The sequence below is a fragment of the Cryobacterium sp. TMT1-19 genome (assembly GCF_004403055.1).
In the GTDB taxonomy this organism is placed as follows: domain Bacteria; phylum Actinomycetota; class Actinomycetes; order Actinomycetales; family Microbacteriaceae; genus Cryobacterium; species Cryobacterium sandaracinum.
The window spans coordinates 39,954-66,533 of the sequence record NZ_SOHB01000017.1 but is presented as its reverse complement, the minus strand read 5'-3'; the positions used below and the strand labels follow the sequence as shown (position 1 = coordinate 66,533).

The window sequence follows — 26,580 nt, the reverse complement described above, 5'->3', positions numbered from 1 at the left end:
CGTTAGCGATTCCATCGTGCGCTCCCTGCGGCGTCCCGGTCAACTGCCCGGCCCAGCAGGCGGATCTGCTGGTGCGGGCTCGATGCTCAGGATTTGCGTCGACAGATGCCAGCGGTACTCCAGCAGGTCCGCTTCTCGAATGTCAGGTTTCATCGTCCAATACCCAGTTTCACCGACGGTGCAGCGCACGATTTCGATAAGTGGCCGCGCTTGGTCGTTCACCGTCGGGGCTGAGCCAGGACCCGAACGTCGGGTAACAGTCATCGCGTCCAGGTCGAACCTGTGGGTGGTGCCGTGGGTCGTCGTGACGATCCAAAGTTCTCCTTCAGGACCGACCAGTGTCTCTGTGCGCTTCATCACTCGCTCCGCCTCCTTTGCGGTGACGAGGTCTACCAGTTGGGGAGGTCAGGCCGCTGAAGCACAACCCTAGGGAAATCGCTGATTCCAAACCACCGACTCAGCGACAAAGCGCTGCGCTCGGTCTTTCGGAGCACCGCGCATAGATCCCTCGAGGTCGCAATCCGTGCGACCCGAAGGGGAACACCATGCACAACGAATACCATCCGTCAGAACTTCACGACAAGGCGCGGGGACTTTGGACACTGGCCGGCGACCGCGGTGACAGTTCCGCGCTCTACGAACGCGCCGATGGCCGAGTCGCACGCGAAGGAATACCACTTCACGACGTGATCTCCCGGCGGGCGGCGAACTGGGCCGAGGCCCTGTATCGGTACGAACACTTCTGGCGGGTGAACGGCCGTAGCCCGCGTGAGAACACTCGCGACCGGTCCAGTCTCCCGCCGGAGGAACGTCGCATGGGGGAGTGGGCCCGCCACCAACGACGCTTCGACGACAGACTCAGCAGCTACCAAAAGGTCCGGCTCGACGTGTCACCCGCTTACGAGTGGGACCCGCTCGAATCGGTCTGGCAGGCACACCTCGCCGAGTGCGAACAGCACGGTCGGACAACCGGCCGCCTGCCCCGCCTCCACGCGGCAGATCCGGCCGAATTCGCCCTGGCACGGTGGCTCGGCCGACAACTTCGCCAGCTACAGCAAAGGACTCTGCCCGACAGCCGCGCGACTCAAGTTGAAGGGCTCCTGGCCCGCAGGATCGAGATCAATGACTCACCGTGCCCCTGATACTCATGGCAGACGGGTCTAGAGCCATCGTGTGCCGTGTTTTTCTGTGAGTTCCTTGATCGGTACTCACTGACCATCGCACGATGTTTTCCTACGTTGTTGGCCCAACGCACCAAGACCGGGAACCACACCACTCCGCGGGACGCAGGCATTAGTAGCTATACGGAAATCGATCAGTATACGGATTTCTGACATTGCGGGCGGGCCGTTCCTCCTTCGATCCGCCGAGCATGGGCTCTGCTTCATGGGTGGCCAAAGTGGTCGGTCCACCCAGATGCAGCTTCAGGCCGACACGGTGTCACATCCGCGGGGCATACTGGCCAGATGAGCCTCGAGATACCAAAGTTGATCCCCGGCGTTGATCCCGCCGGCGTTTATGAGATCGTCCTCAAGGACTCGAGCATTCTGACGGTCGCTTTGGCATCAGGGTGGCCGATGCTGCTACAGCGCTTCCCCATCGCTGGCGCGGAGCGGCTGTGGCTGGACCGGACCCCGCACGAATTCGACTCACTGCCAGCGTTCGTGGTCGGCGAGCCCGTAATCCTCAATGATGCTCGCGGCACGTTCCGGAGCCCTCCCATCGCCTGGATCGTCCGACTCAACGACGATGATGACGACGAGTAGGCGGGAGCCCGGAGCGTATTGTGCTGATGCCGATTCACCCGAGGCACGAGGCCTCGACCGTGACCGGAAGGCAGAGTCGAGTTTTGAGGGCGTGGGCTCGCCACGCAAATTCGACGCTTCCCCGTCTTGGCGCGGGAGCGTGTTGGGTGGTTGTTCAGGGAGTTCGACCTACCGCGAGCGGTCGACCGAGAGGATCTTGCCGGAGACGACCGTAGGGTCAGGTGTCGAAATAGCATGTACTTCGACGCTCGAGCTGTTCTCCACGGATGAAGTTCAATTGCAGAACATGTAGATTCGATGCCGCTCGACCTGGAAGGTGTCGACGACGATGATTCGGAGCCTCGCGCATGAACGAAAACCCTGATGCGACAACGCACGAGAGACTCAATCCTGATCTCCGAAGCATTCCCAATAAGCCAGGGGTTTACCGGGTGGAGACGCTCTCGGGCACCGTCCATATAATCTCCACCATCGGACGCTTGACTTGGAGGCGGCTGCCCGCACCCACGTCGGGAGCAGGAACCTATGACGGTAAAGCGGTGATCCTGAGTGATATGTCGGGCCTCGAAGTCGGTGAGCGCGGACTGCTCATCATTTCCGACGGCAGCTATTTGTACGGTCCGTCGATACACTCAACCGCGCGCATCGAAACACCCTCGAATCTAACGTGCCGTGAGGGCGCCGCGCCGGGGCCACAACCACGCCCCGCCGGATTCGCTCCCGAGCTTCGCCTGCGACCCCACGGTAGAGCGGCGACAGCTTCAGCCGCTGAAAGCGGGCCGAGGCTGGTGGGCGATTACACCGAGCTTGTGACAACGTCTTGCGATCTTGACGCCAGGTGAGAAACGAGGCGGTAGTTTCGTTCACACGGAGCCCGAAAACGTCATCGCGCTGCCAGTGAGCCAAACTCGAAACTGATCTGAAAGGTCGACATGAGATCGAAGGGCGGTGTGGCACGCATGCCGCTCTTCATGGATGTTGACGGCGGGCTCTGCGGCCTGACTTTTAACAATGTGGCGGTCTGGAAGGAATTGGATAGGTTTCCGACGTTCGCTCCTGCGCCCTATCCTTCCCATGCCTGGGTCAGCCGCGCAGCGGTCGCCGCCTTGAACGAATTGATCGACGAGAGACTCGTCGAGCCGATCTGGTGCACGTCATGGGATGCCGGCGCCAACTTCTTAATTCCGGCGCTTGGGCTGCACGGGGGCCCGTGGCGGGTAGCCACGGTGGGCACGCGACAGGGGGACCTGATGTTTCGTGACATCTGGATCAAGACGAAAGCCGTGAGCCGTGTCGTGACGGATCAGGATTTCGTCATGGTCGACGACCTCCTCGGCGACGAGAACCGCGGCCCATGGACACCACAACGCCGGAGCATGGATCAGGCCTTCGGCAGCACGACCTCACTCTTGGTCGGTACCAAGCCCGAGAGGGGATTGACAGTTGATGACGTCCTTCGTATTCGGGCGTACGTCCAATACCGGGAGGGTGCAGTCGATGCGCCCTAGGACCGCGCGACGAGGCCGTGGCTCGTCGATATGGACAAACCAGGACCAGCCAAGTCGTGAATGGAGACCCACGGATGAACGATAGTGACGGCGGAGATGCCAATGACTCCGATGTGGTCCTCACGACCGGCCTCCAAGAGATTCCTGACATTCCCGGCGTGTACACGGTCGAGACGCTTTCGGGGACTGTCCACCTCATATCCACTGTTGGTCGGTTGACGTGGACAAGGTTGCCGACGCCCACCTCGGGCTCGGCAGTTTACGACGGTCAGTGCGTGATCCTAAGTGAGATGGGGGATTTCGTTGTCGGGCGACGCGGTCGCCTGACCGTCTCGGATGCCAGTTATCTGTATGGCAGCACGACGCATTTGACGGCTCGCATCATCAGGATCACCGTTGAACCCGGGAGTACGCAACTCGATAAACGCATACGAGCCTGCACTTGGAGGCAGGGCAGAGGACTCAGATCCACCTGACGAAATCAGACCGATTCGGACGGACTCCGGTCCCATCGGTCATGACAAACGCGTTGGCTGCGTGGTGTCGAACTGAACATCGTTGTCGATCCGAGCACCTCGTTTCCGGGTCGCGCATAGATGAAGGTATGCGACACGACGATTCAGCAATCAATTCCATCCTCCAAGCCGACCCGCTGCTCAACGAACTTCAGAACGACTGGTTCGTCAGCCTGATGGAGTTCTTCCACGCGTGGGAGGACAATCCATCCACGGATTCCCTCAACGGTCCAGCCCGAAACGTAATGAACAGGGCATCGGAATACAGCATGGCGTTAGGGCAAACTAGCTCGATGCTTGAACAGGCATTCGACTACATGCGCCACGGGCAAACATGCTGGAGAGAATGTTGCGTGACCGAGTATCTCAACCTTGAGAAGGCGAAGCTCGTCTTCGACCCGCTGGGCGTCATGGGCACGGACATCAGCTTCTGACGGCGAGCCCTCGGACGCCCACGCACCACGCCATCCGCAATGCTCCTCAGCTGAAGGGCTAAGGGGCATTGCGGTGGCTTGTCGGTGAGGCCGAACCGTTCCGCATTCTATGAGGCAACTTTCACGGGAATTCAGGTTGGGAATGGCCCCGGGGAGTACTGAGCCACGCCAACAACCGACCAACGGACCCGTTCTCAACGTGCTGGCGCTGAGCCAAGGAGCGCTGACGGATCCCCGCTCCACGACACAGCAAGTTCGTCCCGGGCAGACTCCATCCCCTTTGCGCGGTGCATGGTGAGGGCTTGCGGGTACCCGACCGTGGATTTGCCGGAATCGAGAGCTCGCACGGCTACACCACGTTCGGCCGCCCCGAGACGACACGATCTCGCTGACCGCGATCGCGAACGAGAATCCCAATTGACTCGGGCTCGCCGCCGCTCTGAAGCCATGCGGCGGCGAGCTTGGCGGCCACATCGAGCTCCTCGGCAAGGCTCAGGTTGGGAAGCAGTTGAGGTGCCGGACCAGCTCCTCGCAGAATGATAGTCCGACGCCTTCTCTTGCCCTCCTCGAGGTCAAGGAAATGGATCCCGCTAAGAAGTCCGATGGCATAAGCCAGGCACTGTGCTGTCGTCCGATATCTCAGCGGGAGGCGCTGGGAGCGGTCGACAATCCTGATGAGGAACTTGCTCAAGGCCACGCGCTGGTCGTAGACGCGCTGATGCGAATCCTCGGCGAAAAAGGTCATTCGCACCTTCACCAACGAGCGCACGCAGCGACAACCAATGCGTTGGTGTCAGATCCTGTCCCTCATCAATCAGAACGTAGTCTGCTTTGTGCACCGTTCACCAGGCTTTGGTGCCATCTGAATCTCAGCGGCGTGGTCCCTTGGCCGACAGCAGCTCTAGACCGAGGCCTCCCTCCCACACCTGTTGGCTGTTGAATGAGATCCAATCGCCCGACGCGAATTCCTTGAGCGGATAGGTGGTGCCCCGTGGCTGGACCGGGTTGCATGCCACCCCGCCGTCGCGAGATGCGCACACGTGCCGAGCGGCCGACGTCCTTGGGTGTATCGGAATCCGAATCGCTCCGACCGGGATCTCGTAGTCCTCCCACCGGATGCGCCGATTCGACCACAGCGGGATGTCACCAAAAGGTGTGTTGCAGTGCGGACAATGCTGCGCCAGATACCGTTGCTTGGCGGTATGACTGGAGAAAACTCTGTACTGGGTCGCGACCGGCACGCCTGACCGAGCGATGGCCGCGCGCACGGGCTCCTCCACCGACGTCTCCGACCGGTCGGTCGCTAGCGTTGGGTAGCGGGACGCAAAGCTCACCGAGCACACTTGCCCACACATCGTTCGCATTCTGACGCCGGTGACGTACCAGACGGTAACCCACCGTCCGCAGGACTCTCGCCAACATTTTGTCATTCCGGCCGAGACGCCCACTCCCTCAACTTCCGCCTCGAAGTTCTCGCGCACGCGGCCGCCGAGCAGGAGACGCAGACCGTCTGCTATTGGCATTCGCTGAAGCTCGCTCCCGACGTTCTCTGGCAGCAGCATCCTCATATCGTCGACATCACCATCAATTGGAATCGCACGCACGCCCGCGGTCGAGTTGTGGTTCTCTGGCCCGGCGAGCCATTGACATGTGACACGGAATTTGTCAAGGTGGATGAGGCCAGCGTGAGTTTAGGCGGCTAGTTTCGGTTCGATTTCTTGTGCTTCGGTGGGTTTGTTGATCCAAGCCGCGTCGGGGGTAGCGAGGATCTGCGGGTCGGCGTTCGTGCCAAAGCGTTCCGGGTTTCGAGCGCGGGCTGCGGCCAGCGTTTTGGACCGTTCGAGGGCTTTGCCGGCGGCGAGTCCGTAGTGGACGTCAGCGGGCGTACTCAGCCCGATGCCTGTGTGCCGGTGTGTGTGGTTGTAACCCTCGACGAAGGTGTCCATGAACCGGCGGGCGTCGCCGAGGCTGCTGAAGCGTTCCGGGAACAGCGGGGCGAACTTCAACGTCTTGAACCACGCCTCTGAGTAGGGGTTGTCGTTGCTCACCCGGGGCCGGGAGTGCGACTTGGTGACTTCCAGATCCGAGAGCAGCGTGGCGACGGTCTTGCTCGTCATCGACGTGCCCCAGTCCGCGTGGACGACCTGCGGGGTGCCATGGATGCCGAAGGTTTCCGTCATCATCTCCGCGGCGAGAACGGCGGACTCGGCCGGATGGACCTTCGCGCCGACGATGTAGCGGGAGAAGATGTCGATCATCACGTAGCAGTCGTAGTACTTGCCCTTGATCGGGCCGGGCAGCTTCGTGATGTCCCAGGTATAGACCTGGCCGGGTGCGGTGGCGACCAGTTCCGGGATCGCCCGGGCCGGGTGCCGGGCCAGGTGCCGGCGTTCCTTGACCTGCCTGTGCTCGGCCAACACCCGGTAGATCGTTGAGATCGACGCCAGATACACGCCCTCGTCCAGCAGCTGCGCGTAGATCTGGATCGGCGGCAGATCCACGAACCGGGTCGAGTTCACCACGGCCAGGATCCGGGCCCGCTCGAGGACGTCGAGCTTGTTCGCCGGCACCAGCACCGTTCGCGCGGTCGGGGTGCGCGGTGCCCGGGTCGCAGTCGCCCGCGGCAACCCGACCAGAACGGCCGCCGTCCGGGTCGAAACGCCGCGGCGGGTCAGCTCACGGTAGGTAGTCATTACGGTTTCGTCTGCGGTGTTTCGTCCCGCGAGCTCTTCGAAAGACTTTCGAGTAGCTCGTGCATTTTTGACATGATCTCCAACGCCACCCCCGTCGTTTCCAACCGTCGCTCGGTCAGGTCCAGCTGGCGGCGGAGCCTCGCGATCTCGGCCTGTTCGGGCGTGAGCCGGCCGATCTTCTCCCCAGGTTTCTTGCCTTGCAGCACGCCCGCATCCCGCAGCTTTCGCCACTCCGTGATCTGCGAGGAATAGATGCCCTGCTCCCGCAAATACGCGCCGCCCCCGTTCCGGGATATCGCGTCCTCATATACGGCGAGGTGGTCGAGTTTCTGCTTCGGCGTGAACGACCGCCGCGGCGTGGGACCGCCCGCGCGGGGGCCGGGACCGCTGTTGTTCATGGAACTATCGTCGCGCACGGCGATCAACGATGGGCTGGACATGGTGGGACTTCCTGATTCTCGCCCTACGTCAAACGGCGGACTTGCTCTGAGCTACTGGCCTCAACTCATCCTGACGGTAATGATGAGAAGAGTCTTGAGGCTGCGTGACTCTAACCCTGACTGAGTCCTTCAAGGATTGTCTTTTACGTGATCTGTCCGCGGTCTTGAGGCTGCTCAAGGTGCGCTGACCAGGCGGACATGACTTTATAGGAGCCTGAAGCGAATTCCCATTACCGTCTTGTCTGCCCACCTGGCCAACGTGCCCATCTTTTACCCAGATGGACGCAATGGAAGGGCAACTTCATCATGGCAACAGACCCACCGAATGTCATCGTCGGCGTCGACACCCACTCCGATACTCACTTTGTCGCCATCATCGACGAGCACGGCAAACACCTAGCTGCTGAAGAATTCCTGGCAGTCAGTTCGGGTTACCGGAAGATCCTCGCCTTCATTACCCACTTCGGTCTGATCATCGGCGTGGGCGTCGAAGGAACCGGCAGTTACGGGGCGGAACTGAGTCGAGTTCTGCGAACAGCAGGACTCCCTGTCCACGAGGTCAACCGACCCAACCGTCAAGCACGGCGTCTACGCGGAAAATCGGATCCCTTAGACGCCTATCAGGCAGCAGAATCGGTCTTGGCCGAACGAGGCACGTCGACGCCGAAAACCAAGGACGGCCCCGTTGAATGCCTCCGCGTCCTCCGTGCCGCCCGCAGTTCAGCGATGAAGGCCCGCACAATTGCCATCAACCAGATCAAGGGGATACTCGTCTCCGCTCCGGAGCACGTGCGCAGTCGGTTCCGCCCGCTGACCACCGCGCAACTCATCCCGGCGTTGGAGCGTTCCCGTCCAATGGGAAACCTCACGGACACTGAGATCGCAACGGCCCTCACTGTGAAGAAACTTGCTGTCCGATACCGATTTCTCGAGCGGGAGATTCTTGACACCGATGCAGTGATGGCAGAGATTCTTCGGGACTGCGCGCCTCTGTTACGGAATGTCCCCGGTGTTGGCATAGAAGTAGCCAGCCAGCTCCTCGTTACCGTGGGCGACAACCCCGAACGCATCGCCACGGAAGCGCAGTTCGCAGCACTCGTCGGCGTAGCTCCGATACCCGCCTCGTCGGGCAAGACAAGCCGGCACAGGCTCAGCCGCGGCGGCGACAGAGCGGCCAACGCGGCAATCCACCACGTCGTCGTCTCACGCCTCGCAACCGACTCCCGCACGAGAGACTATGCGGCCCGACGAACGGCTCAAGGCAAGACCAAAAAGGAAATCATGCGCTGCCTGAAACGAGACGTCGCCCGGGAGCTCTACCGTCAACTCACCAACCCACAAGCGGCGCCCTCGATCACCGACCTACGCACCGCGCGCGAAGACCTCCACATCACCCTCCGCGAGGCGGCCGGACACTTCAATACCTGGCCTGGCACCCTCTCCCGAATCGAACGAGGACTCAGCCGAGACGACAACCTCGCGAGCCAATTTCGGGACTGGCTCCACGAGCAAAAAGCCGTCCAAAATATCAATTGACAACTATAGGAGCATCACGTAGGGAAGGGCCGTTCGCGAGACTGTTCACGAAGATGTCCGGTGGAAACAAAAAGAAATCGCTCCTGAGGCTTCTCATGAGCGATTTCTGGTTTTCGGGCTTCTCGCGTCCGGTTTCGGTCGCGATTCTTGAGTTGTCGACTGCGCGCGACGAGCTTGCGCCTCCCATCGGAGCAGCAGACAACATATTGGGCGTGGACGACGCCTAAGTGCGATGCGACGTATTCGTTTGCCAACCAAATCTGTGCCGCGCGAGGCACGGACATCTTCAACAGGGGTCGGTCAAGAATTCTGACATCAGACAGGACTCATGGCGAGTCGTGAGTACCCGCAAGACGATCGACTTGCTGGCCATTAGATGCGTGGCCCCGACCGATCCCTGTCTCTCCGTTCGGGTTCCGGATACAACGTATTCACTCTGAGCCAGTCGTCGAATGACAACATGCTCACCGTCGTCTTCCCGGTATCGCGCCATTCGCGGAGGCGTCCCATGAGTCCAGAGACATAGTCGGCGGCATAGCCGCGCCACTCATCTGGTTCAGAGACTTGCTCGCCAGGACCCAGGTCCGATCGAAAGTCGACTATTGCGACGACGCCAAGCGTCTCTCCGAGCGCGGCGCGAACCGATCGTTTTGCGTGACGCATCCCCGGCGGCATCACATGCCAGGCATCCTCGGCGGCTTCGTAGTAGCTATCGATCGGTCGAATCCAATCGGCGGCGGCCGTATGGCCACGTGAGTTGCGGAGCATTCGTAGGATGGCGTTCAATGAGCCCAACATCTCTTCGGCTGCGGCAACTCGACGCTCTTTCTGAAATGTCTGTCGATCGCGTCTGCCGGTGAAGAAGCTCGAAGCGAATGCCCCCAAGAAGGCGCCCACCACGGTGATCACCAAGGTGCTAAAGACACTCGTCATCGCTACATCCACCTCAGAATTCTCCCAAGGACGGTAGGTGCGTCGATAGCGCCACAATAGGTGTCATTTGCGCCCGAAGGGAATGGCGTCCGATGGAACTGGAGTCCACTCTGCGTGCGGATGACCGTTTGGCCCTGGGTCTTGCGGGCCAGTTCAGCAGAGGCGAGCGCTAAGGCGCATTACGCGATCTGGACGGTGCTTCCAGCGGCCCTTGTCGATGCGAGGACCACCGCCAGGATCAACTAACGGAAGCAACCACGGATTGGCGTCTTACTTGTTACGCGTTGGTAGTCGTCGCGCTTTGAGCTAGCAGTGACTCGCCTAGTTTGCGGCCATGATGTTCCTATGTCCAACAACCGCAACGATTCGTATACGGCCGTCGATGATCTAGCCGATTGGTCTGACTGGGCATCCTTCGCAACTGCGGCACCCGTTGCTCCGCTGACACCGGGTGTCTATCAGATGAGAACGCGCGATGGGGTGATCGTCTACGTTGGCATGGCCGGCGAACGCAAGGGTCAGGGCATTCGGGGCAGGCTTTCGATCTACCGTCGTGGGAAAGGCGCGGTGAGCGGGTTTGGCGAGGCGGCGCTCGATCGTGCGCTGGCGGACGCTACGTTCCTCGAGGAACACCTCGACGCCGTGCGCGCCGGCCAGCCGACACGAGCTTCGGTGTGGGCGCAGGACGCGATTCGGTTGCTCGATGTTGAGATTCGGTGGGCGGAATGCGCGACCCAAGGCAATGCTCTCGCGCTCGAAAGCGCTGTGGTCGAGATACTCAAGACTCATTCGATCTGGAATCGCATCGCATCCCGTGCACCGCGCACACAACGCCCCACTGGAACTCCATGGTCATCAGGTTTGGACCCCGAGGAAGAATTCGGTGCGAGCGGAGATCGCACGGTGACGGTCGCCCAGCTCACTCTAGAGCTCGGCCGCGACGGTGGGGCGGTTCGCCGGGCACTCCGCGCCGGGTTTCCGGACCATGCGAAGGGCAAATCATGGGATCCGCTCACCGCCGCTCAGATCGCTCATGTCCGCATCGTGCTCTCGCGGTAGCGACGGTTGCTAGCGTTGGCCGGAATCCAGATCCCTCAGCGGAACATTCGCCCTGCGTGAGCGTGAAGCCAGTCGCTTGCTTGCCCGGGATCGCTACTAGGTCGTCACCACCACCGCGGGTGAATATCGATCCGGTCGCCGTGATCGTCCTCCCGCGCGGTGCTGACGCTCGAGCCCGACTAAATCGAAAGCAGCAGCTGGACCTTTTGTGGCACGCTAAGGAGAGGGGCGTGACAGTCGAAGATTTCGCAACACCTCCAGAAGTATCAGTTCGACTGACTTGAGATTCTCCGCGGTAGTTGTTGCGGTTGCGGTATACCCGCGCCCAAGCTCGGCGTAATAAAGTTGTGCTTGAGCGACGCGCACTCCGTCTGGCGGCGTCCACTCGAATGTTCGCAAGTACCCGTCGCGGTTACCCAGCACCGCCACCCGCTCAAATGACTTCTCCTCATACTCGGGGAATTCCTTGTCGAGGAGGTCGCCCTGAATATCTGCGTACTGATCCGTGTCGATGGATGAGTCCAATGGCTCGCTAGAAGCGATGATGTTTGACCTACCGTCAGGTGATAAAAGTGTTGTCGATTCCTTCACTAACCAACCATCGGGAACCAAAGCGATGATCTCACCACGAAATTCAGTCATTCCACCCGCCTCCTTCACTTCGTCGAAAAGTTCATTGAGGATCTTGCGCACTTCGTCGGAACTGCCCGTAAGGCTGGCTACAGACCCGCATTCTTCAACCAGCCCCCAGATAGACGAGCGGATCCGGCCAGCCATCATGCACTCCAGGGACTCCCGGAAATGTTCTTTGGCCATCGCTGCGTCGGTTTCCATTGCTGCCAAGAATCCCAAACGAACGAGGAATTCTGCGTCGTCAAGCGGGGTCTCCGTCGTAAGCCGGGCCAATTCCAGGCCGTACGCATACTCCGAGGCCGCCTCCAGTCGCCGTCCGTTTCGGATCAACGAATCCCCGCAACTGCGTTGCGCTCGGACTGCCATGTTGCGGGTCGCGTTGACGACCGCCGGATCGCCGTCCGCGGCATCGGAGACAACGTCGACCGCCGCTCGCACGAACCGTCGCGACCGATCTGCTGCAGCCGCCTCTGTCAGCTCGAAGCCGAGTCCCGAAAGCCGCAGTGCCGCCTCTCGCTCGGCGGGCGGCGCCGCCATGACTACCGCAATCACTTCGCGCAGTCGACGCTCGGCCTGCGGGATGTCGCCCTCCGCGACCGCCAGCCCAACGAGACTGATAAGCCCCTCAGCAACCCGGTAGTGCCGGGGGCCGTAGTTCGCTTCATAAATTTCGATGCCGCGAGTGAGGCGCAAGCGCGCGGCTTCGAAGTCGCCGAGCCGCCTCAGAAAAACGCCCACGAGGAGCTGGCCCGAGGCGACCGCAGGATGCAGCGGACCGTATTCGCCCTCAAGGTATGCAGTAAGTTCGATCGCACTCTCAGGTGCGCCTTCAGAGCCTTTAAGCACCTTGAGAAAGAAGCGATTGATCGTCGACTCGGGGGATTTCCCGCGGTCGTTCAACTCCCGGATCGTGAGCGTGCGCTCGAGGAGCTCGGCTGCGTCCTGCCAGCGCTCAACCTCGAGCAGAAGCTCGACTGCGCTGTCAAGGATCGGGGTGAGCGTGATGTCGTCGGGCCCGTTGAGCTCGGTGAGGATCTCTACTGCCTCACGGTAGTGACGCGCGCTCAACTCGAAGTCGCCCTGCCGGTGCGCAATCGTTCCGAGATTGCGTAGGTCGTCGGCAACATTGGCGTCGGGGGCCAAACGCGCGGTCGTCGCGCGCGCAGCGTCATGGGCGGCAAGGGACTCGACAGCGCGGTGCTCAAGAAGCGGCAGTGAACCCCCAAGCGATTCTCGGTGCAGTTGGTGCAGCTCTAGTGCCTGGCTCGCCTTGAGCTTGGCGCGATTGAACTTGCCTAGCTCGCGTTCGACGACAGCGAGTTGATTGAGTACCGTCGCGTGCAAGGGACCGCCTCCCGCGACCTCAGAGACGCGTTTCAGTGCGACCGAAAGGGTCAATTCGGCGGCCTGAAGCTTGCCCTGGTAGGTCAGATAGCGCCCCGTTCTCAACCGCAATTCAATGGCCATGAGCGGCTCGATATCGAGGGTCTCAAGATGATCGATCACGCGGGCGGCGTGTGGCAGCAGCCGACCGGCCCAGGGCCAAGTCTCGGTCGGCTCGGGTACCGGGGGGAACGAATGCAGTACGATCTGCGCCGCGGCAGCTGCCCAAGCCTGCCGCTCCCGAGGACTTAGGCGCTCACGGATTGCTGCCTGACGTACGCGGTGGATTCCTAGAGCATTCCCGTCGCCCTCCAGCAATTGGTAACGATCGAGTGCAGCGACGGCCGTGATCAACGCGCGGGAGTTGGCAATCGGGCCGCGATAACCTTCTGGTACTGCATTAGCCCCGCGCAATAGAAGCCGCCGTGGAATGTCCTCAGGCCCCAAGAACGCGCAGAGGAACAACAGGAGCACAGAGGGGGGCGACTCTCGCTCAATCTGTTCGATGGCGATGTCTGTGGTCACGCGGATGACGCGAAGGTCATCCATCGATGCAAGACTCATGACAAACCCGATTCGCGCAAGTACTTGAATTCGTCAATGCTCATCGCGCCAACCGAGACCTATACTCACGGAGGAAGGCGCGCAGGGAATCGCCCTGATGCTTCACCGCAGCCGCGGTATCCTGCAGGGCAAGGGGTCGGCCCTCCAGCAGGTCCGCGAGGTCGGCGGCCGCAGCGGCATCATCGTCGCCCGTCAACTTCATCAGCAACTCGGCCGCGTGGTCGGGCGAGAGACGATCCACATCCATCTCTGTGGCCACCTCTGTCCATCCGTGCTTTCGCGACGTGATGATGACACTGCCGCTGAGCTTGGCGGGAAGGCACCCCCGGACGTCATCTACGTCGGTGGCATTGTCAAAAACCAATAGCCAGCCTTCATTGGTTTCTAGCCACTGCCGTAAGCCCGCGTGGCCGTCAGCGTCATCTGAGGGGGCGAGCCCCAGGTGCATCGCCATCCTGGCGCAATCCGACCCTAGTGTCATCGAGTTCTCAGCTCGAAGCCACGCGACGAAGTTGTACCTCGATGCGTACTGCCACGTGTACTCCAGCGCTACGGTTGTCTTCCCAACCCCTCCACTCCCCACGAGCGCTACCGAGCGGTCGCTCACGAGCTTGGAGGCTAGGGACCCGATCGCATGCATGCGCCCCACGACAACTTCGCGCCGTTCCGGTGCTCCAATTACGTGTGGGGGTGAAGTTGGTCGGCCTGCGCTTTCGAGGTATTTGGTCGTCGTCGCAACTGGTTCGGTCTCGGCGATTCTTCGTATTTCCTGTGCCACGCGGCTGTAGGCTTCCCTGCGTCTTTTCCAGGTATCTATCGGGCGAAGGCACTTGTCAACCTTCAGAAGGCCCTCGATCCGCTTGAAGGGTGTCCCCGGGTAGTCGACCTCGGTAACCACAAGGGGGATGATTGTCAGACCCTGCGTGAGTCTCTCCTCTGCGCGCTGAAACTCGACGTCCATCACGTAGTCAGATTCGCAGCATTCATAGCTGACCAAAAAGATGATGACGTCGGCCCTCTCGAGTTCTGCCCTGATCATGGAGTCCCAGTCGTCGCCTGCCTTGATGTTTTCGTCGTCCCATGTCTCAATGAGGCCGAGTCGGCGCAACCCCGACAGAGCGATGTGAAGTTCGCTCGAGAACTTATAGTCCTTATGCGCGTAGGAACAAAAGACACGCAAAGGCGCCCGCTGAGGCGTCGTTCGCTGCGCCATCGCAGTGCGCTCAACGGAACCGGTCACCTCAGAAGAGTCACCTCTGTTCACACCCGCATTCTGGCACGTATCGTCCCCATAGTGATCAACTCACTCAGAGCCGGGTTTGAGTCGACTCCGGGCATGTCGACGAAGTAGAGACGGAGACTTGTGCGTATTCCTCACACTGACGGTGCGACCCGCGTTCGTGCCTTGTCCTGTCACGCAACCAGACGCCGACGGGCGTCTTTGAGGCTCATGGTTGAGGCTCCGGGGTCTACTGCACGTGCAGAATCATCTTCGGTGCGAGCGCGCGGATACGCCTCACCGGGTTCGACAACCGTCAGGGTTACTCACGAGAACGCGATTTGACGTTTGGCAAAAATGGGGAGTAGACAACCCTCGTCGCGGTGTTCGAGGCCGACCCCGATAGGGATTCAGACCATCTCAAGAAGTATACGAAGTTGCTGTCTCTCTCAGCGGGTGACCCGAGAGGAACCGCACCTGGCGATGGTCGTCTGGATTGAGCGGACCTACCACCGCCGGCGGCGGCAACGCCGCCTCGGCAAGCTCACCCGGATCGGGTTTGAGACAGTAAACACGGCCCTCAAAACTGCCTGAAACCACTCGCCCCTCGAGTCAACTGAACTCGGGGCAGTCGCCTCGGTCGTTTGTGGGAACTCGTCGGCGGTCTGTGGCCAGCCGCAGCGGCCTCGCTCATCGGGAAGTGCCCACTGCATTCCGGTGTTCAAGCAGTGCAGATCACGCACACCAACTTCTTCTCAAAGCTGGGTTGCCGGTGTCGGCGGCCGCGAAGCAGGGGCTGTCCTGAGGAAGCCGTCGAAGTGCTCGCGCCGGACCTGCTGCGCTACCTTGCGACCCACCCGTTGGAGCTCGTCCATATGGCTCGTGGAATCGAGGCGTTGGACGTCACGCGGGTCGATGTGGCCGAGGCTGTGGCCCCCCAGCCACTCAGCGGAGAGCTCGGCGTCGTACCGGACATAGGTGAATAGCTTCGGGTCGGCGGGGCCCCGCTTGTCGATCAAGGTGCCGACCTCACGGTCGAGCTCCTCGCCGTGCCGACACTCCCCGAACACCCGGCACAAGAAATCCTGCTCGTTAAGCGCGGCGAACATCAGCGCCGACGGTATGGAGCTCGCGTTGTAGATGAGATTCATGTCCTCGGGTGCGAGATCCTGGTTGGCCTTCGGGCTCGTGCCGGTGCCGATCGATACGACGAGCATCTGGTCTTGGCGAGCCGTCCAGCGCAAGTTGTACGGCTCGACCGTGGCCATCAGGAAGACCAGGAACGCGGGGTTATTGTACATGGTCACACCCCCGTCGACCATCAGGAAAGCCCCCGGTCCGCCGGCCTGGATCACCTCGGGCGGAAAGTAGGTCGGCGCGGCAGTGCTCGCGCGAACCAGCTGCCAGAGAAGGAGATCGAGGTTGCAAGCGAGCCCGTCCCGGCTCCGGTGCTCAAGGTTGTACTTGGCGTGCGGGTTGTTCGATAGCGGCCACGGCGAGTCGGTCGTCGCGTTACGCATGACGATCAGCAGCAGCGTCTTGAGCCGATCCGTCCCCAAGGTGGTGTCCGCGCCGATGACCTCCTTGAGTTTTGCGGCGAGCTTTTCGTCCTCGAACTTCGTGTGGAAGCGGCGTAGGAGAGTCGCCTTGTCGAACATCGCGGTGCCGCTGTCGCGGTAAAAGGCACGGATCTCGGCGACGCTCATTCCGAGCGAGAGGCATGTGGCGATGATGGCCCCGGTGCTGGTCCCGGCAATGTAGTCGAACTCGTCTGAGAGCCGGAACTCATCGCCACGGTCGCCCCGCAGCTGATCCTCGATCTCGCCCAACACCTCGATGGTGATCAAGCCGCGTATGCCGCCACCGTCGAGCGCGAGCAGCTTCCGAGGTCCACTTCGTTCCAAGACAGTCTTGACAGACACGCTGGCCTCCCGGGGTCGATGTCCCGAGCCAAGCACGGGTGGGTCAAGCCGTCAATCGGTGGAGGACGGCTACGGTGTTGGGTCGATCACGACGACGTGGTCCTTGCCCGAGACGCGCGCCAGGCGGGCAACGAAGTCGCTCGTGCCGCCGGGCCCGTCGCCCTCCTCGCCATTCCACACGATCAGGGCGAGCGGGTGATCGTCGACGTCGCATGCTCGCTCAATGATGCGCTCGTTCGTCCGCTCGTACACCTCATCATCGGAGCCGCCGACGATCTCTACGTCAACCCGATCGACTAGCGCGTGGAACCTCTCCTCCCAGTCTGTCTGCGGGAGTGAAACGGAGTCCGACACGAAATCGCCGGGGTCGCGTGCCAGCACTAGGCGGACCGACGCACCGCGCTCCAGCGCCGCCTCAGCGGCAATGATATCGGCACCGCGAGCACCGCCCGTAAGCAGCGTCGTTCCGGGACCGACGCCCCAGCGTTCAAGCTGGTCGCGCACCTCTGCGGCCACGCGCGGCACCTGCTCGGGCGGAAAGCGCGGCTGCGGCCGGCCGGCTCTATCAACCATGTGGCCGCTCACGACGACAGCCCGCGCTCGCTGAACCATGCTTTAAACTCTGCACCGCTGACTGGCGCGCGTCAAGAAGCCGAATGCGCCGCCGCTTCCGCCTACAGTCTTCCGATGCCCGATCAAGTCTGGTCCGCCACGTGTACAAGGTCGCCTCGGAATTGAGAGGCACGCCGCAGCTTGGTCCATGGTGAGAATGCCGACCTGCTGGCCGGTATCGATTGTTGTGCTCATCATGTGCTCCTTTGCCGTGACGTGAACAGGTTTGCGCTCGTGCCCAGAAGGTGCGCAGGTCGCCACCAGGATGCCCATGGACGGCCGCGGCCGGACTGAAGCAATGAATGCTCAGCGCCCGACGGACAGGAGGGGTCGAACATGTTGGGCTACGAGTGGATTGGGGGTGTCCCTTGGCGATCAGATGTGCGGTGGTTTGACTCGAACCAGAGTCGCAGGTTCAAATCCTGTCCCCGCAACAAATAGTCCCGGAAACCGCAAGGTTTCCGGGACTTTGAGGTTCAACGCACGTGTACGACCTACAGAAAACCTATGGAAACCCCTGCGCGAACGGGCTGCTCTCTTTCAGTCCTCCGGCGGGTACAAGGTTGTTCTGGTTACTGCCGGTCGGCAGGTCCGCCCGGGCGCACCTCCTGAGCATGAGCAAAAACGAATCGATCACTGGCAACCCGGGGGGCCTGGAGCCCTTGCTCGACGTGGGGGACCTGGCCGCCTATCTCGGTGTGCCGGTCTCGACCGTGTACGACTGGCACACCAACGGCAAAGGGCCGACTGCGTACCGCTTCGGCAAGCATTTGAAGTTCGCGGCGTCGGACGTGCGGATCTGGGTCGAGCAGCAGCGCGAGTCGCTCTCGTCCGACGGGCGGTAGTCCGATGAGCCGGCCACGGCTGTCCATCGGCACGTTCGGAGAGCTGGGGTACTTTTCCGCGGCGAGCGGACGTGTTACTGCGCGAGCTGCCTACCGGGATTGGGATGGCAAGACCCGGCTCGTACAGGCCACTGCCGGCACGGCGAAGGCGGCTTAGCGCGCGCTCAAGACCAAACTTGGACCAAGGGGCCGTTTGCGAAACTCTTCACGAAACGGTCCGGTCGAAACAAGAAGAAATCGCTCCTGAGACTTGTCAGGAGCGATTTCTGGTTTAAGGAGTTCTCGCGTCCGGTTTCGGTCGCGATTCTTGAATTGTGAGCGGGATTTTTGCGGGGGTTGAAGTTCGTCAGCAGGATGGTGACGCGACCTCCGAAAATTCGGGGCGCTGCGTGCAAGACTTACGGCGGAAGCGACATATTTAGTATGTGAGGATCGCCAACACCCCAGCCACCGCCGACATGAGCGAGGGAGCGGCGATGCCTGACAGCGCGGACCCGCCCAAGACGGCGGCCGACGTCGACTGGTTCACCGTGATCGTCCGGGCGCACTCGACTGCGCTCGTGCGCTACTTCGCCCGCCGCGGACCGCGTCAGGATGCCGAGGACCTGGCCGCTGAGGTCTTCGCGACGGCTTGGCGACGCCGCAATGACCTGCCACGGGAGGCGGTGCTGCCGTAGCTGTATCGCACGGCGGGATTCACGCTCGCGAATTCGCGCAGGAAGCACATCGATCTTCCCGTCGACGAGGTGCCCGAGTCGGGCGTAGTGCGAGTCGACGGCGATCCGGAGTTGAACCTCCTGTTCGATGCGGAACTCCGCGGCGCGCTTGCAAGCGTGGGGGAGCGCGACCGGCAGATCCTTCTCCTCCACGCGTGGGAGGGTCTCGACGGAGCCGAGCTCGCCGAGGTGCTCGGTATCTCCCGATCCGGGGCGGACGCCGCGCTGTCGCGCGCGCGTAAGCGATTGCGAGAAGCCTGGGGCGAGCGGATGTCGTTCTAGGGCTTCTGCAAGATTCGGCACGCCCCGCACATATAACAGGTGAACCGAAATTCCGGAGGCTGATCGATATGAACGACGACGACAAACAACGAGACCTGGTTGCCCGGCTGCGTGCCGCCGACCCAGCGGGGGATGTCGAGGCGCGTGCCGGGTTCGCCGACGAGGTCGTCGCTCGGATGACCGGTTCTGAGGCTGAACCGATGGCCGGATCGGCACCCGCGGCCGACCTGGCCCAGGCACGAGCAAGCCGACGGCCACGCTGGCTCCCGTTCGTCGCGGTCGCGGCGTCGATTGCGATCGTGGGTGGCGCGGGATACGGGATCGGAGCGACCACAGGCGGGCCAATGAGCCTCGCCGACGGCGCTGCACCGCCCATCACTCTGCAGTCCAACGGGGGCCCCGAAAGCGTCACGCAAGGCGGAATAGAGCCAGCCGTGGGCTCTGGCGCCGCTACCGACCAGAAGATGTCTCCCTTGACCTACCCCTACGGATCCGGCCGGAACGCCTTCAGCGCGTCCAGTCTTGGCACACAGGCGGGCACAGCTCAGGCCTACGCCTACGACCCCCGTTCGGCATCCAGCTCAGACAAGGTCACCGCGCTCGCCGCGGCGCTCGGCATCGGGTTACCAGTCGAACTGCGCGATGGCAGCTGGGTCGCCGGCCCGCAGGACGGCAGCGCCCCGAGCCTGTCAGTGAGTCTCGACGGCATGCTGTCCTTCTACTTCCAGAACCCGGAGGTGAACCCGTGGCAGTGCGAGGGTGATCAGGTCTGCGAGCCGACCGGCGAGCCGCCCAGCGAAGACGCTGCGATCGGAGCACTTCGCGCGCTCCTCGTCGCCGCCGGCCGGGACCCTGCCGCGTTCGAATTTACCTCTCAGGTGTGGGAAGGCTCTCCCACGCGAGCCGCCGAGGCAAAACCGGTCATCGACGGGCAGCAGCTCGACCAAGGTTGGTCATTGGAGATGGCAGAAGATGGTGTCGTCTCCGCCAATGGTGCCCTCGCCGACGTCGTTGCTCTGGGGATGTACCCGGTGGTAAGTGAGCAAGAGGGCTTCGAACGACTCTCAGACCCGCGGTTCAGCGGAGCACCGACGGTTCTGCCGATGGCCCTCCGTGATCAGGCGTTGACGACCGAGGAGTGGGTGGCGCCGATGGAGCCGCCCGGGACACCAGTCGCCGGTACCTCGGTCTCATGGCCCGTGAACAAGGTTGAGATCGTCAGCGCACAGCTCGGTCTCGCCAGCCAGTGGCAGCCGGACGGGAGCGTCCTGGTGGTCCCCGCGTACGCGTTCACGGATGCCGAGGGCGGCACCTGGTCGGTTCTCGCCGTCGAGGAATCGATGCTCGACGTCCGGGCTTTTTAGACCATCGTTCACTGCCGGTTCGTGGGCGGGGAAGGCTTCATCGAGAAGCCCGACGTGCCCGGCCGGGTCCGCCGATCAGGACAACCCGACGATCTCGCCGTTGTCGTCGATGTCGATGCGTTCGGCTGCCGGTGCGGACGAGAGACCAGGCATGGTGCGCATGTCGCCGCAGATGGGATAGATGAACCCGGCCCCGATCGACGCACGCACCTCACGCACTGGCAGTCGCCACCCGGTGGGTGCTCCCTTGATTTTGGGGTCGGCCGACAGGGACAGGTGTGTCTTGGCGATGCAAACCGGCAGGCTGCCGAAGCCTGCCCGCTCGTACTTGTCGAGTTGCCGAGCTGCCAGAGGCGAGAGGTCCAAGCCGTCGGCGCCATACATCTCGCGCGCGATCACATCGATCTTGTCGACCAAGGGAAGTTCGTCGGGATAGAGCCGGTGGAAGCTCGACGGTTCAGCGCAGGCCTCCGCAACCGCCTCGGCCAGCTCGACCGCACCCCTGCCGCCTTCGGTGAAGTGGTAGCTGATCGCCGCGCGCACACCTTCCTCTGCCGCGACGTCCATGATCGCTTGATGCTCACTGTCGTAGTCGGTGGGAAATGCGTTCACCGCAATGACCGGCGTCACTCCGTGCCGTCGGATGTTGGCGATCTGCCGGCGCAGGTTCGCTGCCCCGGCGATGACGTCGTCGGGATTCTCGGCGAGCATCTCCGGTGGCAGCGGTCGGCCGGCGACGACCCGGTACTTGTTTGAGTGAGTTTTCAGGTCACGCACGGTCGCGACGATGACGGCGGCATCCGGCGCCAGCCCGGAGGCACGGCACTTGATATTGAAGAACTTTTCCGCGCCGATGTCTGCACCGAACCCCGCCTCGGTGATGAGGTAGTCGCCGGCATGGATGCCGATCAGATCGGCGACGACCGAGGAGTTACCGGTGGCGATGTTCCCGAACGGACCGCTGTGGACGAGCACTGGCGTCTGCTCCACGGTCTGCATCAGGTTCGGCTTGATGGCGTCCTTGAGTATCGCGGTCATGGCGCCGGCCGCCTTGAGCATCTCGGCGGTCACCGGTTCGCCGCCGCGGTTGTAGCCGACGACGATTCTTCCCATCCGTTCACGGAGATCCCGCAACGACGTGCACAGCGACAACAACGCCATCACCTCGCTGGCTGCGGAGATGTCGAAACCGGATTGGAACGGATTGCCGTCGTCAGGACCGCCGAGCCCGGTGATGATGGTGCGCAGCTCGCGATCGTTGACGTCGAGGACACGTCGCCAGGTGATCTCATGGGGGTCGAACCCGAGACGGTTTCCCTTGTGGATGTGGTTGCCGATCATCGCCGACAATAGATTGTGGGCCGCGGTAACGGCGTGCGTGTCGCCGGTCAGGTGCAGGTTCAGTGCCTCCATCGGGACCACCTGAGCGTAGCCGCCACCAGCGGCTCCGCCCTTGATGCCGAACGTCGGCCCCATCGACGGCTGCCGTATCGCGACGATCCCGAGCTTGTCGATGTGCCGGAAGCCCTGACCGAGCCCGACCGCGGTGGTCGTCTTGCCCGACCCGAGTGGAGTCGGCGTGATTGCGGTTACGACGACATACTTGGCCCGTGGACGGTCACGGAGCTCATCGATCGCATCGAGGGAGATCTTCGACGCCGCACTTCCGTGCGGTTCCAGCAGGTGTGGACCGATGCCCATGTCGGCTGCAACCTCTTCAAGCGGGCGACGGGCCGCAGCGCGCGAGATAGCGAGATCCGACGGCATGGCCGTGGTGATTGATCGAGATGGCTTGAACATGGTGCCTCCTCAGCGCCTCAGCGCCTCTGGGGCCTGGTGACCCAAGCGTACTGTCAGGCCACGGGCTCGTGCCGGCATGGCGTGGAGCAGTTCGAATGGGGCGTGCGGTACTGCCCCGGGTCCAGTTGACTCGTTGGAGCTCGTCAGAGTCAATCAAGTCGTCATCAGTCCCCATTAAACGAAACGTGATGAGACGACTTTCCGAGGCGCTCGGGGCAGGGGTACCGAGCTCAGCGACTAGGTCCGGCTCAGCGCTTCCTCATCGGCCGCAACATTCTTCTGCACGGCGAACTGGGTCCGGTGCAATTCCTCGTACCGCCCACCCACAGCCAGCAGTTCCTCGTGCGTACCGCGCTCCACGATCGAGCCGTCCTCAACCACGAGGATCAGGTCCGCGCTGCGGATGGTGGAGAGGCGGTGTGCGATCACCATCGCCGTCCGTCCCTTGAGCGCCTCGCTGAGCGCCGCCTGCACGGCGGCCTCAGACGTCGAGTCCAGCGCCGCCGTCGCCTCGTCGAGGATGACGACGCGCGGCTGGGCGAGCAGGAGCCTCGCGATGGTCATCCGCTGGCGCTCACCCCCGGACAGCCGGTAGCCACGCTCTCCCACCATGGTGTCCAGCTGGTCCGGCAGGGACCGGATGAGCGGCTCGAGCCGCGCACGGCGGACGGCGTCCCACACCTCGTCATCGGACGCCTCCGGCCTCGCGAGGCGCAGATTGGAGAGGATGGTCTCGTGGAACAGGTGGCCGTCCTGCGTCACCATGCCCAGGGTGTTTCGCATGGAGACGAAAGTGACATCGCGGACATCCGTCCCCGCGAGGCGCACGGCGCCGCTGTCGACGTCATATAGGCGCGAGAGGAGCTGCGCAATTGTGGACTTGCCGGCACCGGACGTACCAACGAGGGCAACGGTCTGCCCCGGCTCGATCCTGAAGGACACGCCGTGCAGCACCTCCTCGCCGCCTCGGGTGTCTAGCGTGGCAACCTCCTCGAGAGAGGCGAGGGAGACTTTGTCCGCGGACGGGTAGGCGAAGCGGACGTTGTCGAACTCGACGGCCACTGGGCCTTCGGGGACGGCGACGGCGTCGGGTTTCTCCTTGATGAGCGGGTCGAGGTCCAGCACCTCGAAGACGCGCTCGAAGCTGACCACCGCGCTCATGATCTCCACCCGTGCGTTTGCGAGGCTGGTGAGCGGCGCGTAGAGGCGGGTAAGGAGGAGCGCCAGGGTGACCACGTCACCGGTATTCAGCTGGCCGGCGAGTGCGAGGGAGCCGCCGAGCCCGTACACGAGCGCGAGGGCGAGAGCGGAGACGAGCATCAGTGCGGTGAAGAAGACGAACTGCAGCATCGCGGTCCGGACCCCGATGTCGCGGACGCGGGCGGCGCGGACGCGGAACTCCTCGGCCTCCTCGTCGGGCCGGCCGAACAGCTTGACGAGGGTGGCGCCGGGCGCCGAGAAGCGCTCGGTCATCTGCGTGCTCATGGCGGAATTGTGATCGGCGGCCTCGCGGCGCAGCGCGGCGAGGCGGCTGCCCATGCGGCGCGCGGGTACCAGGAAGATGGGGAGCATGATCACGGCGAGAACCGTCACGAGCCAGGACGTGCTGAGCATGACGATCAGGGTGAGGATCAGCGCCACGAGGTTCGTAACCACGCCGGACAGCGTGCCGCTGAAGGCCTGCTGGGCGCCGATCACATCGTTGTTGAGGCGGCTCACGAGGGCGCCCGTCCGCGTGCGGGTGAAGAACGCGATCGGCATCTTCTGCACGTGGTTGAAGACGGAGGTGCGGAGGTCCAAAATCACGCCTTCGCCGATCCGCGCCGAGTACCAGCGCGTCACGAGTGACACGGCGGCGTCGGCCACGGCCACGAGGGCGATGACGACGGCGAGCCAAACGATCGTGGTGACCTCGCCCTGGGCGACGATGACGTCGACCACCTGGCCGGCGAGTACCGGCGTCGCGACCGCGAGGAAAGCTCCCACGATGGAGAGGGCGATGAAGATCAGCAGCTTGGACCGGTAGGGCACCGCGAACGTCATGATCCGCCGCACGGACTCACGGGAGAAGCCGTGCTTGCCGTCCCTGGCGGTCGAGATCTTGTGTAGCGAGCTCCAGGCCGCGCCTTCCATGCTCATTGAGGTTCCTTCCGTGGGCACCAAGCTCAGTTTAGATGGCGACTTGCCCGAGCTTTGCGACGCGGCTGCCGAGGTGACGCGCGGTGCGCCGGTCAGGACGGCGTCGGGTTCGCGGTCATTCCACGACTGTGCGCTGGCTCCGGGTTAGAAGCACCCTCAGGCACGGGTTGCATCGAGTGCGCACTAGAATATGATGCACAAGTCATATTGGAAATAAGGAGGAGACGATTGTGGCAGCTTCATCTACTCTCGTCCGCGCCGCTCGCCGGAGCAAACACCTCACTCAGGCGAGACTCGCAGAGCTAACCGGCATTGACCAAGCCAGCGTCTCCCATCATGAGCGTGGACGGGATGCTGCCTACAGTACGGTCGATCGGCTGCTCGCCGGCGCCGGACACCGACTGTATGCCGCTCCCACTCGTCGTGATGACGCTGCCAGCTCCGCAGAGGCGATCAGAGAGTATCTTCGAGCGAAGGATACAGACCGCGCGCTCCGGGCTTTGCTTCAGTTGAACGATAATCTCATCGCCGAACACGGACTCGTTCGAGGAATCCTTGGGCTGACGGAGCCGGAACCCACCGGCGATCATATGTGGGATGCCGCCATCGCGGCTCTCGTGGCATGGCGACTCAATCAAGAGAACATCCCGCTGCCTGGATGGGTCAACAACCCCGATCGCGCACTGACCGAACCTGTCGTGTTTCGGGTCGACCCGGCCGACCCCGCGCCCGAACGTGATGACGTGCCGAACGAGTTCGCCGAACGCGGCGTTCTTGCCTGGGCAGATACCTTCGCGAGCGTCTGATGTCCGGCACCGCGCTGGACCGCAACGCGATCATCATCGGCCTCCGTGATCTCGTCGCCGAGCTTCGTAATTTGGGGTGAGGTGGCCGGCATCCGGCTCGTGGGCGGTGCGGCACTCGCCCTGTGCTACTTCGATCGGGTGACCACGCAGGACCTGGATGTCCTTCACGTCCGCCCCGGCTCGGACGATTCCGTCGCTGCCGCCGCCGAACGAGTCGCACTGAAGCATGGGTGGGACGCGAAGTGGCTGAACTTCGAGGTCACGAAGGCCGACGCCGTCCCGACCCTCGGCCGCGTCGTTGAGTGGGAGACAATTGACGATGAGGACGGCATCGTTTGACTAAAGCTCCCGTTGACGTCGGCTTCGAGTCCGCCGGTGAAAGCCCAGAGGGCCATCAGCACCGGTGGACCCGCGGCGATGCCACCATCGACGTCCTCATCGCAGAGCACGTCGGTGAGAAGGCCGCAGCACGACGAGGAGTCACAGGAGGCACCCCCCTGGAAGCCCGAGGATCCAACCAAGCAATCGACCGGGCTGAGCTGGTCACCGTCAACCATGATGAACGCCGGGCCCAGATCTGGCGGCCGAACCTTTTTGGGCTGACGCTGGGGCGTCGACCTGAGGATGCCTGATCGCACGCCATCAGAGCCTGCTGGGGCGGTTCTCAAGATGATGTTAGCGTCGAAGTCGCTGATACCGTCAGGAGTTCCAATGACCGACGCCCTACCCGTCACTTTCACTGCAGGCGATGCTGGCCAGTGGCGTATTGATCGCATCATCGCGGTGACCGGTGACGGGCTCCCCGCCGCCGCGCGTCTGCTGATTCGTGAAGGAGCGGCAGAGGATGAATCATGGTTGTCGGGGTCATCGGCCACGGACGCCCCGGGGTGGACCCTGCGCGGCACCGTTAGTCATCAGCGTTACACGACCGCTGCCGAACTGGCCGAGCTGACGGCGCGGTCACCGGCTCTGGGCCGACCCGGCGCGACCGTCGCCTCCTTTATCCCCATCACCAAGTCAAAGGAGTGGTGGGAACTGGCCCAAGACGAACGCCGGCAGATTTTCGAGGAAACCAGTCACCACATCCGACGTTCCATGAACTCGCTGCCAGCTGTGGCCCGGCGGCTCCATCACAGCCGTGATGGGGGTGGGCCGTTCGATTTTTTGACCTGGTTTGAGTACGCGCCCGAAAGTGTCGCGGATTTCGACGAGCTGCTCGATGAGTTGCGGAGCACCGAGGAATGGATCTTCGTCGAACGCGAGGTCGAGGTGCGCTTGTCGCTCGGTTCGCAGTGACGAGCGCCCCGACGCCGGTCAGTTTACCGCAGATGATGAGCAACGGGCGAGAATGTCCCTCCGGTTCTGGCCTTGGCGTGGTGTCCGGTGGCTGGGGCGTTGGTGGGTCGCTAGT

Annotated in this window: 25 protein-coding genes and 1 pseudogene; 16 read left to right on the top strand and 10 right to left on the bottom strand. The window is 62.6% G+C overall.

The features are described 5' to 3' along the window. Window positions 1–39 precede the first annotated feature (39 nt). The gene (locus E3T40_RS16275) at window positions 40–360 is read right to left on the bottom strand and encodes a hypothetical protein (RefSeq protein ID WP_166786571.1); all 321 of its coding nucleotides are present in this window, start codon (window positions 358–360) and stop codon (window positions 40–42) included. A gap of 185 nt (window positions 361–545) precedes the next feature. Between E3T40_RS16275 and E3T40_RS04050 the strand changes: the two genes are divergently transcribed. The 4 genes from E3T40_RS04050 (at window position 546) to E3T40_RS04035 (ending at window position 4,223) form a co-directional block, all read left to right on the top strand. Further along, window positions 546–1,142 (top strand): hypothetical protein, encoded by a 597-nt coding sequence (locus tag E3T40_RS04050; protein WP_134542729.1) that lies wholly within the window; start codon window positions 546–548, stop codon window positions 1,140–1,142. Window positions 1,143–1,466: 324 nt separating this feature from the next. After that, window positions 1,467–1,766, top strand: coding sequence for a hypothetical protein (locus E3T40_RS04045; protein WP_134542728.1), 300 nt, complete (start codon window positions 1,467–1,469; stop codon window positions 1,764–1,766). 950 nt (window positions 1,767–2,716) lie between these two features. Beyond that, a complete protein-coding gene (locus E3T40_RS04040; RefSeq protein WP_134542727.1) occupies window positions 2,717–3,274 on the top strand; it encodes a hypothetical protein in 558 nt (185 codons plus the stop codon). Window positions 3,275–3,878: 604 nt separating this feature from the next. After that, complete coding sequence (locus E3T40_RS04035) at window positions 3,879–4,223, top strand: hypothetical protein (RefSeq protein WP_134542726.1); 345 nt, start codon at window positions 3,879–3,881, stop codon at window positions 4,221–4,223. Between the two features lie 349 nt (window positions 4,224–4,572). Here E3T40_RS04035 and E3T40_RS04030 read toward each other — a convergent pair whose 3' ends face one another. Both E3T40_RS04030 and E3T40_RS04025 read right to left on the bottom strand, forming a co-directional pair. Beyond that, the gene (locus E3T40_RS04030) at window positions 4,573–4,968 is read right to left on the bottom strand and encodes a hypothetical protein (RefSeq protein WP_134542725.1); all 396 of its coding nucleotides are present in this window, start codon (window positions 4,966–4,968) and stop codon (window positions 4,573–4,575) included. A gap of 946 nt (window positions 4,969–5,914) precedes the next feature. Next, window positions 5,915–7,314 (bottom strand): IS3 family transposase gene (locus tag E3T40_RS04025; RefSeq protein WP_134542757.1). Its coding sequence is split into 2 segments (ribosomal slippage): window positions 5,915–6,987 and window positions 6,987–7,314, totalling 1,401 coding nucleotides; the frame shifts between segments, so codons are not numbered across the junction. Between the two features lie 348 nt (window positions 7,315–7,662). Between E3T40_RS04025 and E3T40_RS04020 the strand changes: the two genes are divergently transcribed. Both E3T40_RS04020 and E3T40_RS17265 read left to right on the top strand, forming a co-directional pair. Continuing rightward, window positions 7,663–8,892 carry an IS110 family transposase gene (locus tag E3T40_RS04020; protein ID WP_134542724.1) on the top strand — a complete coding sequence of 410 codons (1,230 nt, stop codon included), beginning with the start codon at window positions 7,663–7,665 and terminating at the stop codon, window positions 8,890–8,892. A 95-nt stretch (window positions 8,893–8,987) separates the two neighbouring features. Beyond that, entirely contained in the window at window positions 8,988–9,119 is a 132-nt protein-coding gene (locus E3T40_RS17265) for a hypothetical protein (protein ID WP_255453794.1), read from the top strand. A gap of 145 nt (window positions 9,120–9,264) precedes the next feature. Here the strand turns inward: E3T40_RS17265 and E3T40_RS04015 are convergent, their stop codons facing one another. Continuing rightward, a complete protein-coding gene (locus E3T40_RS04015) occupies window positions 9,265–9,837 on the bottom strand; it encodes a hypothetical protein (RefSeq protein WP_134542723.1) in 573 nt (190 codons plus the stop codon). Between the two features lie 333 nt (window positions 9,838–10,170). Here E3T40_RS04015 and E3T40_RS16530 point away from each other — a divergent pair, with 333 nt between their 5' ends. Continuing rightward, window positions 10,171–10,884: a hypothetical protein gene (locus E3T40_RS16530; RefSeq protein ID WP_174843645.1), complete on the top strand. Its 714-nt coding sequence runs from the start codon at window positions 10,171–10,173 to the stop codon at window positions 10,882–10,884. Between the two features lie 216 nt (window positions 10,885–11,100). Here E3T40_RS16530 and E3T40_RS04005 read toward each other — a convergent pair whose 3' ends face one another. Next, window positions 11,101–13,449, bottom strand: a complete 2,349-nt coding sequence (locus tag E3T40_RS04005; protein ID WP_166786570.1) for a tetratricopeptide repeat protein — start codon at window positions 13,447–13,449, stop codon at window positions 11,101–11,103. Between the two features lie 55 nt (window positions 13,450–13,504). Continuing rightward, complete coding sequence (locus E3T40_RS04000) at window positions 13,505–14,728, bottom strand: toll/interleukin-1 receptor domain-containing protein (RefSeq protein WP_134542721.1); 1,224 nt, start codon at window positions 14,726–14,728, stop codon at window positions 13,505–13,507. A gap of 414 nt (window positions 14,729–15,142) precedes the next feature. On the opposite strand from E3T40_RS04000, the pseudogene E3T40_RS16920 reads away from it, so the two are divergent. Next, window positions 15,143–15,277 (top strand): annotated as a pseudogene (locus E3T40_RS16920) (IS3 family transposase); the annotation flags it as partial. Window positions 15,278–15,438: 161 nt separating this feature from the next. Here E3T40_RS16920 and E3T40_RS03995 read toward each other — a convergent pair. Next, window positions 15,439–16,605: a patatin-like phospholipase family protein gene (locus E3T40_RS03995; protein ID WP_255453793.1), complete on the bottom strand. Its 1,167-nt coding sequence runs from the start codon at window positions 16,603–16,605 to the stop codon at window positions 15,439–15,441. A 69-nt stretch (window positions 16,606–16,674) separates the two neighbouring features. After that, window positions 16,675–17,121, bottom strand: coding sequence for a hypothetical protein (locus E3T40_RS03990; RefSeq protein ID WP_134542720.1), 447 nt, complete (start codon window positions 17,119–17,121; stop codon window positions 16,675–16,677). A 710-nt stretch (window positions 17,122–17,831) separates the two neighbouring features. Between E3T40_RS03990 and E3T40_RS03985 the strand changes: the two genes are divergently transcribed. From E3T40_RS03985 to E3T40_RS03970, 4 genes are all read left to right on the top strand, one after another. Then, window positions 17,832–18,062: a helix-turn-helix domain-containing protein gene (locus E3T40_RS03985; RefSeq protein ID WP_134542719.1), complete on the top strand. Its 231-nt coding sequence runs from the start codon at window positions 17,832–17,834 to the stop codon at window positions 18,060–18,062. A 476-nt stretch (window positions 18,063–18,538) separates the two neighbouring features. Continuing rightward, window positions 18,539–18,739, top strand: coding sequence for a sigma factor (locus tag E3T40_RS16915; protein WP_241981665.1), 201 nt, complete (start codon window positions 18,539–18,541; stop codon window positions 18,737–18,739). A gap of 87 nt (window positions 18,740–18,826) precedes the next feature. Then, window positions 18,827–19,060 (top strand): RNA polymerase sigma factor, encoded by a 234-nt coding sequence (locus E3T40_RS16910; protein ID WP_241981664.1) that lies wholly within the window; start codon window positions 18,827–18,829, stop codon window positions 19,058–19,060. A 68-nt stretch (window positions 19,061–19,128) separates the two neighbouring features. Then, window positions 19,129–20,424: a hypothetical protein gene (locus E3T40_RS03970; protein WP_134542718.1), complete on the top strand. Its 1,296-nt coding sequence runs from the start codon at window positions 19,129–19,131 to the stop codon at window positions 20,422–20,424. Between the two features lie 75 nt (window positions 20,425–20,499). Here E3T40_RS03970 and E3T40_RS03965 read toward each other — a convergent pair whose 3' ends face one another. Next, window positions 20,500–22,224: a formate--tetrahydrofolate ligase gene (locus E3T40_RS03965; RefSeq protein ID WP_198411923.1), complete on the bottom strand. Its 1,725-nt coding sequence runs from the start codon at window positions 22,222–22,224 to the stop codon at window positions 20,500–20,502. Window positions 22,225–22,461: 237 nt separating this feature from the next. After that, window positions 22,462–24,363: an ABC transporter ATP-binding protein gene (locus E3T40_RS03960; protein ID WP_134542717.1), complete on the bottom strand. Its 1,902-nt coding sequence runs from the start codon at window positions 24,361–24,363 to the stop codon at window positions 22,462–22,464. Between the two features lie 230 nt (window positions 24,364–24,593). On the opposite strand from E3T40_RS03960, the gene E3T40_RS03955 reads away from it, so the two are divergent. The 4 genes from E3T40_RS03955 (at window position 24,594) to E3T40_RS03945 (ending at window position 26,465) form a co-directional block, all read left to right on the top strand. Continuing rightward, entirely contained in the window at window positions 24,594–25,169 is a 576-nt protein-coding gene (locus E3T40_RS03955) for a helix-turn-helix domain-containing protein (protein ID WP_198411922.1), read from the top strand. 45 nt (window positions 25,170–25,214) lie between these two features. Beyond that, on the top strand, window positions 25,215–25,508 hold the full coding sequence (locus E3T40_RS03950) for a hypothetical protein (RefSeq protein ID WP_134542715.1): 294 nt from the start codon (window positions 25,215–25,217) through the stop codon (window positions 25,506–25,508). Continuing rightward, window positions 25,505–25,801 carry a hypothetical protein gene (locus E3T40_RS16270; protein WP_166786569.1) on the top strand — a complete coding sequence of 99 codons (297 nt, stop codon included), beginning with the start codon at window positions 25,505–25,507 and terminating at the stop codon, window positions 25,799–25,801. The genes E3T40_RS03950 and E3T40_RS16270 overlap by 4 nt, the downstream gene beginning before the upstream one ends. 79 nt (window positions 25,802–25,880) lie before the next feature. Continuing rightward, entirely contained in the window at window positions 25,881–26,465 is a 585-nt protein-coding gene (locus E3T40_RS03945; RefSeq protein ID WP_104100427.1) for a chlorite dismutase family protein, read from the top strand. Window positions 26,466–26,580 lie beyond the last annotated feature (115 nt).